The organism is Sinorhizobium sp. 8-89, assembly GCF_030124325.1.
Lineage (GTDB): Bacteria > Pseudomonadota > Alphaproteobacteria > Rhizobiales > Rhizobiaceae > Sinorhizobium.
On the sequence record NZ_JASKLR010000006.1, the window covers coordinates 14,387 to 29,998 of the forward strand.

At 62.0% G+C, this 15,612-nt stretch carries 10 protein-coding genes and 4 pseudogenes; 10 read left to right on the top strand and 4 right to left on the bottom strand.

Translation table 11 applies throughout. The features are described from left to right. Positions 1 to 932, top strand: a pseudogene (locus QN219_RS13960) (adenylate/guanylate cyclase domain-containing protein); the annotation flags it as partial. 170 nt (positions 933 to 1,102) lie between these two features. Here the strand turns inward: QN219_RS13960 and QN219_RS13965 are convergent. After that, positions 1,103 to 1,234, bottom strand: a pseudogene (locus QN219_RS13965) (SAM-dependent methyltransferase); the annotation flags it as partial. 447 nt (positions 1,235 to 1,681) lie between these two features. Here QN219_RS13965 and QN219_RS13970 point away from each other — a divergent pair. Beyond that, positions 1,682 to 1,809 (top strand): annotated as a pseudogene (locus QN219_RS13970) (WGR domain-containing protein); the annotation flags it as partial. Between the two features lie 370 nt (positions 1,810 to 2,179). After that, entirely contained in the window at positions 2,180 to 3,004 is an 825-nt protein-coding gene (locus QN219_RS13975) for a methyltransferase domain-containing protein (protein ID WP_284000320.1), read from the top strand. 1,095 nt (positions 3,005 to 4,099) lie between these two features. On the opposite strand, the gene QN219_RS13985 is transcribed toward QN219_RS13975, so the two are convergent. Further along, on the bottom strand, positions 4,100 to 4,537 hold the full coding sequence (locus tag QN219_RS13985) for a pseudoazurin (RefSeq protein ID WP_284000321.1): 438 nt from the start codon (positions 4,535 to 4,537) through the stop codon (positions 4,100 to 4,102). 197 nt (positions 4,538 to 4,734) lie between these two features. After that, complete coding sequence (locus tag QN219_RS13990; RefSeq protein WP_284000322.1) at positions 4,735 to 5,565, bottom strand: ferritin family protein; 831 nt, start codon at positions 5,563 to 5,565, stop codon at positions 4,735 to 4,737. 171 nt (positions 5,566 to 5,736) lie between these two features. Between QN219_RS13990 and QN219_RS13995 the strand changes: the two genes are divergently transcribed. Genes QN219_RS13995 through QN219_RS14025 form a run of 7 tightly spaced genes read left to right on the top strand, consistent with a single transcriptional unit; the run spans position 5,737 to position 14,609 of the window. Then, positions 5,737 to 8,010: a regulatory protein NosR gene (locus QN219_RS13995; protein ID WP_284000323.1), complete on the top strand. Its 2,274-nt coding sequence runs from the start codon at positions 5,737 to 5,739 to the stop codon at positions 8,008 to 8,010. A gap of 23 nt (positions 8,011 to 8,033) precedes the next feature. Beyond that, positions 8,034 to 9,953, top strand: a complete 1,920-nt coding sequence (gene nosZ / locus QN219_RS14000) for a TAT-dependent nitrous-oxide reductase (RefSeq protein ID WP_284000324.1) — start codon at positions 8,034 to 8,036, stop codon at positions 9,951 to 9,953. Continuing rightward, on the top strand, positions 9,953 to 11,320 hold the full coding sequence (locus QN219_RS14005) for a nitrous oxide reductase family maturation protein NosD (protein WP_284000325.1): 1,368 nt from the start codon (positions 9,953 to 9,955) through the stop codon (positions 11,318 to 11,320). The genes nosZ and QN219_RS14005 overlap by 1 nt, the downstream gene beginning before the upstream one ends. Continuing rightward, positions 11,317 to 12,231 carry an ABC transporter ATP-binding protein gene (locus QN219_RS14010; protein WP_284000326.1) on the top strand — a complete coding sequence of 305 codons (915 nt, stop codon included), beginning with the start codon at positions 11,317 to 11,319 and terminating at the stop codon, positions 12,229 to 12,231. Before QN219_RS14005 ends, QN219_RS14010 begins: the two co-directional genes overlap by 4 nt. Next, entirely contained in the window at positions 12,228 to 13,055 is an 828-nt protein-coding gene (locus QN219_RS14015) for an ABC transporter permease (RefSeq protein WP_284000328.1), read from the top strand. Before QN219_RS14010 ends, QN219_RS14015 begins: the two co-directional genes overlap by 4 nt. Beyond that, complete coding sequence (locus QN219_RS14020) at positions 13,052 to 13,612, top strand: nitrous oxide reductase accessory protein NosL (RefSeq protein WP_284000329.1); 561 nt, start codon at positions 13,052 to 13,054, stop codon at positions 13,610 to 13,612. Before QN219_RS14015 ends, QN219_RS14020 begins: the two co-directional genes overlap by 4 nt. Then, on the top strand, positions 13,605 to 14,609 hold the full coding sequence (locus QN219_RS14025; RefSeq protein ID WP_284000330.1) for an FAD:protein FMN transferase: 1,005 nt from the start codon (positions 13,605 to 13,607) through the stop codon (positions 14,607 to 14,609). Before QN219_RS14020 ends, QN219_RS14025 begins: the two co-directional genes overlap by 8 nt. A gap of 712 nt (positions 14,610 to 15,321) precedes the next feature. Here the strand turns inward: QN219_RS14025 and QN219_RS14030 are convergent. Further along, positions 15,322 to 15,603 (bottom strand): annotated as a pseudogene (locus QN219_RS14030) (cytochrome-c oxidase, cbb3-type subunit I); the annotation flags it as partial. Positions 15,604 to 15,612: the final 9 nt, after the last annotated feature.

The following is a 15,612-nucleotide window of genomic DNA, read 5'->3' on the forward strand; positions in this document are numbered from 1 at the left end:
ACGATACCCACGTCTGGGCCGATAAATACGACCGAAGACTTGACGACATTTTCGCCATTCAGGACGAGGTGACGGCGGCGATCTCAGCCACTCTTCCAGGGCGGCTTGAAGCGGCCCAGCGAGACCAGCTCGCCCGAACGACGCCGACGAACATGGCCGCCTACGAGTGCGCCCTCACCGCCAAGGTGCTGCACCATCGCACCACCGTCGCGGACAACAAGCAGGCGCAGGCCTTGATAGACAGGGCAATCGCGCTCGACCCCGGCTACGCGCATGCCCATGCCTGGCGGGCCTGCATCCTCGGGCAGGCATGGGTGTACGGCTGGTGCGAGGACAAGGACGCGATCTGGGCCGAAATCGTTGCCGAGCTTGAACGGGCGCTGGCGCTCGACGACAATGACGCCGACGTGCACCGCATTCTCGCCGCCGTAAACGTGAACAACAACGAGCTGACGACGGCACGCTATCATCAGGAGCGCGCCCTATCGCTCAACCCCAATTACGACCTAGTGGTGGTCCAGCAGGGCGAGCTGCTGACGTGGCTCGGTCGCCCGGAGGAAGGGGTCGAATGGATCCGCAAGGCAATGCGGCTCAACCCCCATCACCCGGAACGGTTCTGGAGCCATCTCGGAAAGGCTCATTTCGCGGCGCGGCAGTACGCCGAAGCGATCGAGGCATTCATGCATCTTTCGGCGATGGACCACGTCCAGCACGCTTTCGTCGCCGCCTGCTACGGCTGGCTCGGCGATGAAATCGCTGCTTCTGCGCATATGAAGAAGGTCCGAGCGCTCGCTCCTGATTTCGGCATCGAGTCTTTCCTCGCCACCTTGCACTATGCCCAGGAATCCGAGACCCAGCACATCCGCGAAGGGCTTGTCAAAGCCGGGGCCGACGAAACCCCGCCAGCAGCGAGCGGCATGGCGGCGCAATAGTGCTGCTCGCCGCCCCGATTCCTTGCGAATGAATTCTATGCCGCCTTCATCTCAGCTTATGGAATTTGCAACGCTGACTGAGCGTGAGCAACGACCGCCTCGGAGTGGACGTGCAACTGCGTGGGACGTCGCCGGCTGCTGCGTGGCGTTGTCGAACGCATCATTCTTAGCCGTGCGCTGCCTTCGTACATGAAAGTCATTGGCTTCGGTCCTCGCATGTAAATTCGGTCGATCCGGAAGCCCGCGCCTTCTATCATCGACCAGGTGGGGCGGTTGAGATGACAGCCGCCGCCTATACATCTCCCCGACGCATGCGTGACATTTCCATGACCGCACAGGCAAGGTGCCGTCCGGCAGAAGCGCGAGAAACCGGGGGCTGCAATGCAAAGGAGCCTGAGACCGCCCCGTCCTGCACCGACGGGTGCAATCCCGCATGGATGCGGAGGAGGTAGAGCGGCGCAAGCGGGGCCAATGCAACGGCGCCGCACCATGTCCCGGTGTGCTTGAAATACCCGCCGTCGCGCGAAGAGATTACGAAGCGGCAGCCGCCCCACTCCCGTTTACCACAGGTCCAGCCCTCTCTTCGGCGCAATGGAAAGCGCGTTCAGGCCTCCGCTTGCTTCGCTCCGCCAGAGGCGGAGTGGAAAACGGCAGTGGAGCGGGACTCCTTCTTGGTCGCCGCCGATTGGCTGCGCCCGTCGATGCCCGGCCCGGCGCTCCAGCCAGACGCTGAGCGCAACAACGAGCGGGGCCGTATCGGCACTCGCGGCCAGGAGCGGATCCATCGTTTGAGGATGACCGTCAAGCGATAAGTCGCTTCCTTTTCCTAGTTCGCCAGAAGCGAGCGCGCGGCTATAGGCCACAATCGCACTCTTGAGTTTTGAAGCCTGGATGCGGCGGTAAGCTGCGCTGCCATTGCCATTCTGAATACGCGTGGCAATGGAGGAGTCCGGCACACAGTCCCAATCGATGCATTGTGCGATCTTTTTAGCCCAGATCGTGAACATCCTCGCAACAAGCCGTGCACAGGCCCCTGTGGAGGAACGGCTCTCTCCGACCCGTTGCGGACCTCCGCGGGAGTCAATCAAGAACGGCTGCATCCTACGGCGAAAGTGGCTATTGATTGCGTCATCACAGGCGAAGACCTGACGCAGAAGCGGAGAAAGCGTTCACTCCGCCAAGAAATGCCATGAAGCTAAGTTAGTATTACGACATAGATCTTTTCCACTCTGCTTGCGGGAGTATACATGGAGAGTTCTCGCGATCCGGCAGCCTTCCGTAAATTCGAGCACGACGGGTGGGAAACTGCCAGCAGAGGATACGACCGGCACTTTGCGCGCCTTACCCGGCAAACCGTGCCGGCTCTCTTGGCCGCCGCACGCGTTGCCAAGGGAATGCGCGTGCTCGACGTCTGCACCGGCCCAGGAATGCTCGCCCGAGCAGCGGTCGAGCGGGGAGCGCAAGTCGTCGGACTCGACTTCTCTGGCAAAGCCATAGAATCCGCCCGGCGCAACGTGCCCGACGCCGAGTTTCAGGAAGGTGATGCTCAAGCGTTGCCATTTGACGCCGAAAGCTTTGATGCCATCGTTTGTGGTTATGGCATAATCCACGTTCCAGATCCCCAGACGGCACTTGCGGAGATGCACCGCGTACTGAAGCCTGGAGGTTATCTCGCCGCAAGCGTTTGGCAGGCGCCAGAACCGACCAATGGCTTTGGCCTGCTCTTCGGCGCAATCAAGAAACACGGCAATCTTGACGTGCCCCTGCCCCACGGGCCTGATTTCTTTCAGTTCAGTGAGCCCGAAAAATTGAGGGCAGCATTTGAAGATTCCGGGTTTGCGGACGTGACCGTCGCGGGCGTGGATCAGACCTGGGAAATGGGCGATCCGTCCGGAATGATAACGGCAATCCTCGAAGGTGGCGTGCGCGCCCGTGGCCTGCTGCTGGCCCAAACCAAGAAGGTGCGCAGCACCATCTCCGCTGCGGTTGCAAACGGCATGATGCAGTTTCGCTCCGCCGACTGTATCTATCGAGTCCCGATGCCGGCCCTCGTGGGCTCAGGAAGGAAGTGACCTGTCCGCATCCGAGCGTAAGCTGAACGCCTCGAACCCTGCGGACTCGCCGTCGCACAGCGGTGATTTGTCCTTAATCGAAAGCCGCCTGACCACGACGGAGAAGCAGGCGGCGGATGCAGCGAAGCGTTTCATTTCAACGCGACATCGTTGCGAACACCCAGACTTCCGCGTGAAGAATACGAAGTGCGAGGGGCCGACGCCATAGGCCCGGAGCCGGTGGGATTTCTCTCCTATCAAGCAGACGGCCGCATGATGGCACGGGTGGTCAGCGGCGGGCCGCCTGTACCAAAAGGAGTCAAGCTGACGGATGGCGAGAAGGCTGCACTTTTCGATCCCATGCTGGCCTAATGCGGCTCCTAAACCGTCGAAGACGGCAGGGTCACCCAGTACGTCGATGCAAGCTGGAATCCTCTTTGGCGCCTGGCCGAACTCGTTCGGCCGTATTCGATCAGCGGTGACAGGTTAGTGATCAGCGACGCACCGGGATCGACCCTGTGACGGGCGAAGAAGCGATCCATTGGATCGAGTTTCAAAAGGTCTGAGGGGCTTTCGACACCAAAGGCAGCTAGGCCGTGTGTCAAACGTTCATCCCTAGCCAACCGCGTCGCGCCTCACAATCCGGCTTTTTGAGAGGGGGAAAATCATGACGGGAATTCTCGACGCCATTGCCATAGGCGCAGGCTCGGCCGGGGCTTGGAGTCAGCTATTTTCTCAAGCAGCAAGGGCGCGCTCATCAGGTGCTTGAACGCAGCCGCATCGGGGAGACATGGCGCACCCAGCGCTGGGGTTCTTTCCGTCTGAACTCACCGAACACCCGCTCGTTGCTGCAGCATCAGTTCGTCTCGTATCTCGAGAGCATGCCGAGCGGCATCGGTTGCCGGGGATAACCGACGCTCTGGTCACGGAACTGTCCAGAGATAACGGGCTCTTTCTGGTTGAGACGCCGCACGATGTACTGCAGGCGCGCAACGTCGTGATCGCAAGCGGCTTGGGCGCCCAAGGCAAGACTCGGCTAGGAACTGCCCCCGCCGCCGACGAGGCGATCACCCATGTACGTTGCGCCCCAGAGGGCAACGTCCGCTACTTGCGAATTCAAAGCTTGCCGAGTGCGGCCGCGACCCTCTCACCGGCCTTCTTCGGATACTTCGCGGCCTTCACCTGCTCGACATTGGCCGGCGCCTCGCCGACAACAACGACGGCAACCATGCCCATGCTGTAATGAGGTGTGCATTTGACGACGTAGATCCCCTGCTCCGTCAGCGTCACCTTGAGCGTCTCGTTGATCTTCCCCTTGAAGGCCTCGGCACCGGCAGGGATCATGTCCTTCACCGATTCGGCGTTGTGGCCCTTGTCGACGGGTACAAACGTCACCGTGTCGCCGGGTGAGGCTTTGACCAAAGACGGTTCGAACACCATCACCCCGTCCGCTCCTTTGTTGAGCATCTTGACTTCGTGGTCGACGGCAAAAGCGGGTGCACCCATGACGCTCAAGAGTGCCGCGCCGATGAGGAACTTGGTAGTAGAACGCATAAAAACTCTCCTGGTTATGAGACACCTTGCATCCTGATGTCGCGACATCGCTTAGCCCTGCCGGCAGCATCAATCTTTGACATAAGGCAAATACAGCGTTTGTTGAGCTAACATCCTCCAGCGCAGAACGCGGGGTTAGGTTCCCGCTTGAGCACACGAAACCCGTGCTACGCACGGTGACCTCTAGCCGGTGGCCGCTATAGTTCCCGCGCTGCGTATAGGCATCGGATCATGTCGCTGGCAAACGTCTGCATCCGCTCCCTTGCCGCTTCTGTGCTTTCGCGCTCCGCGAGGTCGAGATAGCAGTCGAGCAGAAACTCGCAGAGAGGTACCAGCCGTCCCGGCACGTTCTCCGGAACGTGATCCAGGAGAGGCGTTTCGCCAGGAGGATCTTCTGACAGAGCAGCAGCCCGCTCGAGCGCCTCGTTCGCCAAGCCGGGCAACCGGCCCGAGGGCTCGCCAGGTGCCGATGCAGGATGAGATCCTAGCAAATCCGAGAGCCGCCTCTCGAGCACCGGAAGGTCGCCTCTGACGGAACTGGATTCCCCACGGCGCATTTCGTGAAACGCCCGACGGCGTTCGCGACGCAGTGTGGCGACGTGGCCCAGTTCCTCCCTTGCAAGGCGCTCGGCAGCCTGCCTGATTTCGTCGGAAGGCGCGTGCGCCGCCGCGTAGGTCCAGAAGACAAAGGCTCGCTCCTCGTTGCGGACCGCCATGGAAAAGGCGCGGTACGACGTCAGCAGCTCAGAAGCGACAACCCCCGCCCCCTCGTCATCGAAGAGAGGTTCAGCGAGACTGACGGGTTCCGGCGCCTGGTCGCCAAGCCATTGGTTCACCTTTCCGAGATGCCCCTTTTCTTCCGCGATCAGACGCTCGAACACGGCTGTGAGGTCGGGACGGCCCTCGGCCCGCATGCGGGCCGCCAGGGCGACATAACCATCCACGGCCTCCTGCTCCATCGCTCGGGCGAACGACAGCAGCTCGCTCATCGAGGCCATCACCCATGGCTCGCTTCCACTTTCAGGCATGACCTGTTTCTCCCGGTTGGCACGCGCAAGTTGCGCTTTGTGGGTCTGGTTCTCTGGCCTCAAACAGATTGACCCTAGTTGAGTTTAATCAAGTTGATTTGGCGCAAAGAATTATTTCCAGCTGTGTGAAATGGCTGCGATGCAGTGGCCACTCATGGCCCAGGACCCTCGATGTACCAGGCAGCGACCGATAAAATGCAAGTGCAACGCCTTCTCCGCAGGGTCGTCGTTCTCTTTCTAGCGATGTTGCTCGCCTTTCCCAGCATGGCCGCGGGGCAACTGTCCACCTATCTGCAAAAGGTGCAGCCGGAGGAGATATTTCCGGGTGCCACCCGTTTCGGCGAGGTGACCGGCGATCCGCCGATCGCGCCAGTCTTCCGCGGCGACAGCCTGCTGGGCTACGCCTATCTCAATTCCGACGTCACGAGCTCCGTCGGCTATTCGGGCAAGCCCATCCATATCGTCGTTGGAATCGATCCCACGGGCGTCGTGCGCGGACTGAAACTGGTCGACCACAAGGAACCGATCGTCCTCATCGGCATTCCGGAGGCCAAGGTTGTCGCCTCGGTCAACGCGCTGATCGGCAAGGACCTCGGACGCGTCTCGGCGGGGACAGACCGGCCACCGCAAGTCGACATCGTCAGCGGAGCGACCGTCACAGTCCTCGTCATGGGCGACAGCATCGTTCGCTCCGCCGTCAAGCTGATCCGCAGCAACAGGCTCGGCGCGGACGCCGCGGCGCAGACCGGGTCCTCCAACCAGTTCCGGAAGGTCGACCCTGACAAGACGGACACGAGCGACTGGGAGACCCTGATCGGCAATGGATCCGTGAGAAGCCTGCGGCTGACGGTCGGCGAGGTGTCGGAGGCATTCCGGCAGGCTGGACAATCAGGCGCTGCCGGCCGGCCCGAGACGCACGGTCCCGGCGACCGGTTCATAGATCTCTACATCGCTCCTGTGAGCGTGCCGGCGATCGGAAGGTCGCTGCTGGGCGATGCCCGTTACGAGCAGATGCGCGCCAAACTGAAATCAGGCGAAGAGGCGATCGTCGTCGCAGGAGACGGGGCCTACTCATTCAAGGGTTCCGGCTACGTCCGCGGCGGCATCTTCGATCGCATCGAACTGCTTCAGGACGGCCAGGGGCTGCGCTTCCGCGACCGGTATCATACAAGGCTGCCGGCGCTCGCAGCACCTGGCGCGCCGCGCCTCCGCGAAATTGCCCTGTTCGTGGTTCCGGCCGAATTCGGTTTCGACGTGACCGCGCCCTGGGAGCTGCAGTTGCTTGTCCAGCGCAGCGCCGGCGCGCGCGACAAGGCCGTGCTGCCGTACAATTTGGGCTACACCCTCCCCGACGACTACGTGACCGTCGTGGCGGCGCCCTCGCCTTCACCCAAGGTCGAACCCAGCGTTGCCGACCAAGCAACTCCCGCCGAGCCGCTCAACGAGGGACAGCCGCTCTGGATCAAGATGTGGGACATGAACCGCGTGACGGTGGCCGTCACGATCGCGGCCGTACTTGTCCTGACTCTGATCTTCTTCTTCCAGGACTGGCTCGTGAAGCGGCCGGCACTGTTTGCCTGGGTGAGGCGCGGCTATCTGCTCTTCACGCTCGTGTGGCTTGGCTGGTACGCCAACGCCCAGCTCTCCGTCGTCAACGTCCTGACCTTCTTCAACGCTCTGGTCACGGGCTTCCACTGGGAGTTCTTCCTGTCCGCGCCGCTGGTGTTCCTTCTGTGGGGAAGCATCGCCGCCGCGCTGCTGTTCTGGGGACGCGGCCCATTCTGCGGCTGGCTATGTCCGTTCGGCGCGCTGCAGGAACTGACCAACAATGTGGCGCAGTGGCTGAAGGTGCCGCAGGTCCGGGTGCCCTGGGGGTTGCATGAACGGCTCTGGCCAATCAAGTACATCATCTTTCTCGGCCTGTTCGGGTTGTCGTTCTACTCGCTGGCGCTCGCCGAAATGTTCTCGGAAGTGGAGCCGTTCAAGACGGCCATCATCCTGAAATTCGCGCGGGAATGGCCTTTCGTCCTCTTTGCGCTCACCGTGCTCGCTGCCGGCCTGTTCATCGAACGCTTCTATTGCCGCTACATGTGTCCGTTGGGTGCCGCGCTCGCCATACCCGGCCGGATCCGTATGTTCGAGTGGCTCAAACGTTGGCCGGAATGCGGCTCGCCCTGCCAGCGCTGCGCCAAGGAGTGCCCGGTGCAATCGATCCACCCGGAGGGCGGCATCAATGTCAACGAATGCATCTACTGCATGCATTGCCAGGAGCTTTATCACGACGATCAGCGCTGTCCACACATGATCCAGGTGCGGCTGAAGCGCGAGAAGTTCATGGCGCTTTCCACCCCGGTCTCGCGGGGGGAAGTGCCGGCGAAGACCGCCGTGACCCACAAGGGCGTCCCTATCCGGAAACCTGAGCCAGCGCCCGAAAATCCCGTCTGACGCCAACACCAAGGAGAGGCACAATGTCAAACGAAGAAACCAAGATGCGTCTTAACAGACGACAGATGCTCGGAACGACCGCCTTCGTGGCGGCCGCCGGCGCCGTGGGCGCGGGCGGTGCCCTGACGCTGTCGGGCGGCACGGCAACCCCGGCCAAGGCGCAGGAGTCGTCCGGCGGAAGCTACGAGGTCAAGCCGGGCGAACTCGACGAATACTACGTCTTCTTCTCGTCGGGTCAGTCCGGCGAGGTCCGCGTCGTCGGTGCGCCGTCGATGCGCGAGATGATGCGGATTCCCGTCTTCAACCGCTGCAGCGCCACCGGTTGGGGTCAGACGAACGAGAGCCGCAAGATCCTTACCGAAGGCCTGCTGCCGGAAACAGTCGAGTTCCTGAAGGACCGGGGCGGCGTCTACACGAATGGCGACCTCCACCATCCGCACCCGTCGTTTACCGACGGCACCTATGACGGCCGCTATCTCTTCGCCAACGACAAGTCCAACTCCCGCGTCTGCCGCATTCGGCTCGACGTCATGAAGTGCGACAAGATCATTCAGCTTCCCAACCAGCACACTGTTCACGGCCTTCGGGTTCAGAAATATCCGAAAACCGGATACGTCTTCTGCAATGGCGAGGACGCCGTGCCGGTCCCGAATGACGGCAAGACCATGGGTGACAAGAACTCCTACCAGGCGATATTCACCGCCGTGGATGGCGAAACGATGAAGGTCGCCTGGCAGGTCATGGTCGACGGCAACCTCGACAACGTCGATGCCGACTACCAGGGCAAGTACTGCTTCGCCACCTGCTACAATTCCGAAGAGGGCTTTACCTTGGCGGATATGATGGCGAGCGAGCAGGACTGGATCGTCATCTTTAACCTGAAGCGGATCGAGGAGGCGGTCGCCAAGGGCGACTACAAGGAAATCGGCGGCGTGCCGGTGCTCGACGGCCGCAAGGGCTCGCCCTACACGCGCTACGTGCCCGTGCCGAACAGTCCGCACGGCATCAACACGGCGCCCGACGGCATTCACGTCGTCGCGAACGGCAAACTTTCGCCGACGGTGACCGTCTTCGACGTGCGCAAGTTCGACGATCTGTTCGACGACAAGATCAAGCCGCGCGACACCGTCGTTGCCGAACCGGAACTGGGCCTCGGGCCGCTGCACACCGCCTACGACGGCAAGGGCAACGCCTACACGACGCTGTTCATCGACAGCCAGGTCTGCAAATGGAACATCGAGGACGCCAAGAGGGCCTATGCGGGCGAGAAGGTCGATCCCATTCGCCACAAGCTCGATGTCCACTATCAGCCCGGCCATAACCACACCTCCATGGGGCAAACCAAGGAAGCGGACGGCAAATGGCTGATCTCGCTGAACAAGTTCTCAAAGGACCGTTATCTGAACGTCGGTCCTCTGAAGCCGGAAAACGACCAGTTGATTGATATTTCGGGCGACGAGATGGTACTCGTGCACGACAACCCGACCTTTGCCGAACCCCATGACGCGACGATCGTGCATGCCTCCAAGATCAATCCTGTCCACGTCTGGGATAGGAACGATCCGTTCTTCGCCGACGCGGTCGCCCAGGCGAAGGCTGACAACATCGACCTGATGGTCGATTCGGAAGTCATCCGAGACGGCAATAAGGTCCGCGTTTACATGACATCCGCCGCCCCGGCCTTCGGGCTCGAGGACTTCACCGTCAAGCAGGGCGACGAGGTCACCGTCTATGTGACGAATATCGACGAGGTCGAGGACCTTACGCACGGGTTCTGCATTGTCAACTACGGCATCAACATGGAGATTGGACCGCAGGCGACCGCTTCCGTCACCTTCAAGGCCAGCAAGCCGGGCGTCTACTGGTATTACTGCACGTGGTTCTGCCATGCGATGCACATGGAAATGAAGGGCCGCATGCTGGTGGAGGCGCAGGGAGCCTGATGGCCCATCCGAACTTACCGACTTTCGGGATGGCGGCGCTGGCCGTCGCCATCCTCGCCTGCCCCACATGGGCGGCGACGATCCGAAGGGCTGCCGACGGATTGCCGCTCCAGCCTGTGCTCGACCGAGCCCAGCCCGGCGACCTGATCGTTCTGGAAGGACGCGAACATCAGGGACCGGTCACAATCAACAAGACGCTGACGCTCGAAGGAGAACCCGGAGCCGTCGTCATGGGCAACGGCAAAGGCAGCGTGATAACTGTAAAGGCGCCGCGGTCGATCGTCCGCGGGCTGGAGGTCAGAGGGTCAGGCAAGGACCTCTATGGAATGGACTCCGGCATCTTCGTGGCACAAACGGCAACCGGAGCGCGCGTGGAGAAAAACGCGATCATTGGCAATCTCGTCGGCATCTATCTGCACGGGGCAGAAGACTCTTCGGCGCAAGGCAACAGGATCATCGGCTTGCGCGAGGGCAGGATCAGCGAGGCGGGAGACGGCGTATCGGTCTGGAATGCGCCGGGCGCGCAGGTCATCGACAATGACATCAGCTACGGGCGGGACGGAATCTTCAGCAAGGCGAGCAAGCGGAACGTCTTCAACGGCAATCGCTTTCGTGACCTACGTTTTGCAGTCCATTACATGTACACCAACGACAGCGAGATCAGCGACAATGTCTCGACGGGCAACGCGGTCGGCTATGCGATCATGTATTCAAATCGCCTCAAAATAAGGGGCAACCGCTCAGACGGGGATCGCGATCACGGTCTTCTGCTGAATTATGCGAATAGCTCCGAGATCACCGGCAACATCGTCGTCGGCCGCCTTCAGCCGGCCGACCGCTGGCGGGGGGTGCGATCCTCCGAACATGGCGTTCCGAAGGCCGACGATGAGAGCCAGACGGCAGGCGAGGACCGCCGTCTGGGGCCGGAGAAGTGCGTCTTCATCTACAACGCCAACAGGAACCGCTTCGCAGACAATCTTTTCCGGGGCTGCGCGGTTGGCATCCATTTCACGGCCGGTTCTGAAGGCAACCGCATGAGCGACAACTCCTTCATAAACAATCGCAACCAGGTGAAGTATGTCGGGACGCGGCATCTCGACTGGTCGGCGGACGGCCGGGGGAACTACTGGAGCGATAACCCGGCCTTCGACCTCGACGGCGACGGGATCGGCGACAGCCCCTACCGGCCGAACGACCTCATCGACAGGGTCCTGTGGACCTCGCCGCAGGCAAAGCTTCTGACGAGCAGCCCCGCAGTGCAGGTCATCCGTTGGGCCCAGGCGCAATTTCCTGCGCTTGTGCCGGGCGGCGTAGTCGACAGCCATCCGCTGATGGTTCCAGCCGCAGAGTGGAAGGCCGCGCAATGAACGAGACCGTAAAGATGGCAGGCGTCAGCAAGCGGTACGGAAATGCCACCGTGGTGGGGGACGTCTCGTTCGGCCTCCATGCCGGGGAAACGATCGCGCTCGTCGGTCACAACGGCGCCGGCAAGACCACGCTCATCAAGCTCATGCTCGGCCTAATCCGCCCGACCGACGGCCTGGTCCGGGTTCTGGGAGAGAACCCCGCAACCGGCGACTTTGTCGCTCGACAAAGGCTCGGCTACCTGCCGGAAAGCGTCTCCTTCAACATGGCGCTTTCGGGACGCGAGACCTTGCGTTTCTACGCGAGACTGAAGCGTGTCGACATCGCCGCCGCCGAGGAACTTTTCGAGCGCGTAGGGCTCGCACCGGAAGCTGTCGACCGGCCCGTTCGGACCTATTCCAAGGGCATGCGCCAGCGTCTCGGCCTGGCGCAGGCCCTGCTCGGCACACCGCGGATCTTGCTGCTGGACGAACCGACGAGCGGCCTCGACCCTGCGTTGCGGAGAAGTTTTTATGACTTGATCACGGAGTTGCGCGGCAAGGGCACCACGGTGTTGCTCTCGTCACATGCGCTGACGGAGCTCGAAGGACGCACGGATCGCGTGATCATCATCAACAACGGGGTGGCGATTGCCGACGGCACCCTTGACGATTTGCGTCGCATTGCTCGACTGCCGACCCGGATCAGCGTCAAGCTTTCGCAGATGGACGTAGCTCCGCGATGGGCCAACGGTGGGATGAAATGGTGCCGAAACGAGGATGGAGTCCTTGCCGCGGAAGTCCTGCCGGACCGGAAAGTCCCATTGCTGCATGACATCACGGCAGACGCGGCGCTGATCTCCGGTTTGACGATCACGGAACCGACGCTCGATGACCTCTACGCCCATTTTCTTAGGACCCAGGTGACGAAATGAGGAATGTGCTGACCATCGCCGGCAAGGAGATCCAAGAGGGCACGCGCAACAGATGGGTGCTGGCAACGACGTTGCTGCTGGCCGGGCTTGCCTTGACGCTGTCGTTCCTCGGCAGCGCCCCGACGGGCAACGTCGGCGTCAACAAGCTCGATGTCGTCATCGTCAGCCTCTCGAGCCTCACGATTTTCCTCGTGCCCCTGATCGCGCTCCTCCTTTCCCATGACGCCATTGTCGGCGAGATGGAGCGTGGAACCATGCTGCTTCTCCTCAGCTATCCGATCGGGCGCAGCGAGGTGGTGTTCGGAAAGTTCCTTGGGCACTTGGCGATACTCGCCTTCGCAACGCTCTTCGGCTATGGCGCGGCGGCTGCGGCCATCATCGCGGCGGGGAACGAAATCGGATCTGGAAGCTGGCAGGCGTTCGCGTCGATGATAGCCTCGTCGGTTCTGCTCGGCGCCGTATTCGCCGCTATCGGCTACCTGACGAGCGCGGTTGCCAGCGAGCGGACCACCGCCGGCGGCATTGCGATCGGGATTTGGCTGTTCTTCGTCCTTATCTACGACATGGCCCTGCTTGGCGCGCTCGTTGCGGCTCAGGGGCGGGCAATCCCGACCGGGCTGCTCGACCTGCTGCTGCTCGCCAACCCCACCGACGTTTACCGTCTGCTCAATCTCGGCTCGCGAGGTGCCAGTGCCCTTTCAGCCATGGGCGGAATCGCCGACCACGCCGGCCTCTCCCCGCCGGTCCTGGTCGCCGCCCTTGCGCTCTGGACGCTAACGCCGCTCGGCGTCGCCACATTGATCTTCTCGAGGAGGGAACTATGAAACTGGCAATCGTCACGGCAGTAGTGGCCGCAACACTTCTCCTCGCCGGCTGTGAAAACGAGGAGCAGGCGAACATGCCGGCCCCCTACTCACTGACGGCCGATGCGATGGGTCGCTATTGCGGCATGAATGTCCTCGAGCATCCGGGACCCAAGGGCCAGGTAATTCTGGAGAATATCCCGGAACCCATCTGGTTCTCGTCGGCGCGCGACACCATCGCCTTCACCATGTTGCCGGAGGAGCCGAAGGATATCGCCGCCATCTACGTGTCGGACATGGCCGCGGCGCCGAGCTGGGAGGAGCCGGGCGCCGAGAACTGGATCGACGCACGCAAGGCATTCTACGTGATCGGCAGCACCGTCAAAGGCGGCATGGGCGCGGAGGAAGCGGTACCGTTTTCCAGCGAGGCGGACGCGCGCGATTTCGCTGCTAAGAACGGCGGCCGGGTGACGGATTTTGCGGAGGTGCCGAAGGAATACGTGCTGGGCACCGGTACGGCTCCGCAGGGAGCGGACCTCCAACAGGAAAGCGACGGCAGAGGAGACACGCATGGCTAGCACAATTTCCCGCCGCCGGGCGATTTGCATCATGGCTGCTGCCGCGGGACTCCCCCTACTGGGCCTTGGCAGCCGGGTCGAAGCTGCCGCACCCCCGGTGATCTGGAAGGGCGGTGCGCTGGGGGCGCCGGCGACATTGATCCTGAACCTTGAGGACCGGAGCGAAGCCGAGCGCCTGATCGACCGCGTTGTCGCTGAAGTCGCGCGGCTCGAAAGAGTGTTCAGTCTTTACCGCATCGATTCTGTCCTTTCCGAGTTGAACCGGACCGGCGAGTTGGCTGCACCGCCAGCGGATCTGATAAATGTGCTTGAAGCAAGCCAAACCGTCTGGCAAGCGACGAAGGGCGCATTCGACCCCACGATCCAGCCCCTCTGGACGCTCTATGCCCGGCATTTTTCGGCGGCTGGCGCCGATCCCATGGGGCCATCCGAGGACGAGAAGAGGCGCGCGCTGGCCCGCGTCGGCCTCGACAAGCTCAAGTTCAATCGCGACCGCGTCGTCTTCACGCGTCCGGAAATGGCATTGACCCTAAACGGCATAGCGCAGGGCTATATCACCGATCGCATCGTCGATCTGCTCAAGGACGCCAGCGTTGCAAACAGTCTCGTGAGCATGGGCGAAACGCGCGCGATCGGGGCTCAGCACGACGGCCGACCGTGGCGGGTCGGTCTCGCCACGAGCGAGGATGCCGACACTCCGGACAGCATTCTGAGCCTCGTCAACAATGCGGTCGCGACGTCGAGTCCCGACGGCTTCCATTTCGGAGACTCCGGCCGCTTCGGTCACATCCTCGACCCGCACAGCGGAGGAGCGCCAAGGCTACATCGGCGGGTGAGCGTCGTGGCCCCGACGGCGACAATGGCGGACGCCTTTTCGACGGCCTTCAGCTTGATGGACATGCCGGCTATCCGCGTCGTCTGCGATCGGCGCGCTGACCTTGAAGTCGATTTGATCTCCCCTTCAGGCGCGCACGCGCGGTTTGGTCGGATCGGCTGATCTCGGCGGCGATCGCGCTTCGGGTGCGCCGGGCCGAACTCACTTATGACCTGCTCAATACCGGTTCGTTTGCAGTCCGCGCCGTCGTGCGAAGGAAGGTCACCTCTTCGCTAACGATCCGATCCTCGCTATTCAGGACGGCGCGCCACACCCGGTTCATCAACGAAAGCTCAGGCCGTTCGCGAGCGGACCTCCCTCCCCCCATCCGGTCCATCCAGCGCCGGGTGGGCGGGTACGGCGCGTCCACCAATCAAGACGATCAAGGGATATGGAGCGTCGGTGCAGCGCTCGCAGGGCTCGGACCGTTGTGGAACGAGAGCACGGAATTCACGGCGAGAGGAGCCGTGCCAAGCGGCACCGAAAGGCAATGCCACGCTCCGCAGAGGACGACTCCGCACACCAATATCGCAGTCACGAAAAAGAAATAGGCGGAGGCCCGACGGCCTCGGCGACAGCCCGACTGTTTCCACGATGAAGTTGGACCGGTCGGTCTCGACATCTAGCATCAATGTCGGTTTCCTTGCGCCAACCAGACCTTAGCCGCGGGGCGTCCGAGCTTCCGTTCCCCACCCATCCACGACGATGATGGAGGCGAAATCTCGACCGGAAGCGGGCGCTTGCCGATAGCGCCGGCACTGCCCGTAGATGGCTGCAGAGCGGACGCTCGCGCAGGACCTTGACCAGACGGCGTGGCTGAGGTGCGCGTCGACCTAGGGCTCACCTGATCCGCCAGCCGCGCCCGCGAGGTCCGTTGGATGACATGGAACGACGTGGCGATCAGGGCGTTGCCGCCAAATCCGAAAATCACCCCGGTCGTGTGCTGGGCGGCGGCCCAGACGCCAATGAACATGCCGAAGATCGCCCAGAACAATGTGAACCAGACGCCGACCTTGATCGGATCATCATAGTAGCGCGAGATACGCGAAGGATCCGGAGCCGGACCGAAGGATGTCGACATGATCAGGTATGTCGCTCGGCATTTAATTGTGAGAATGCTGTACCA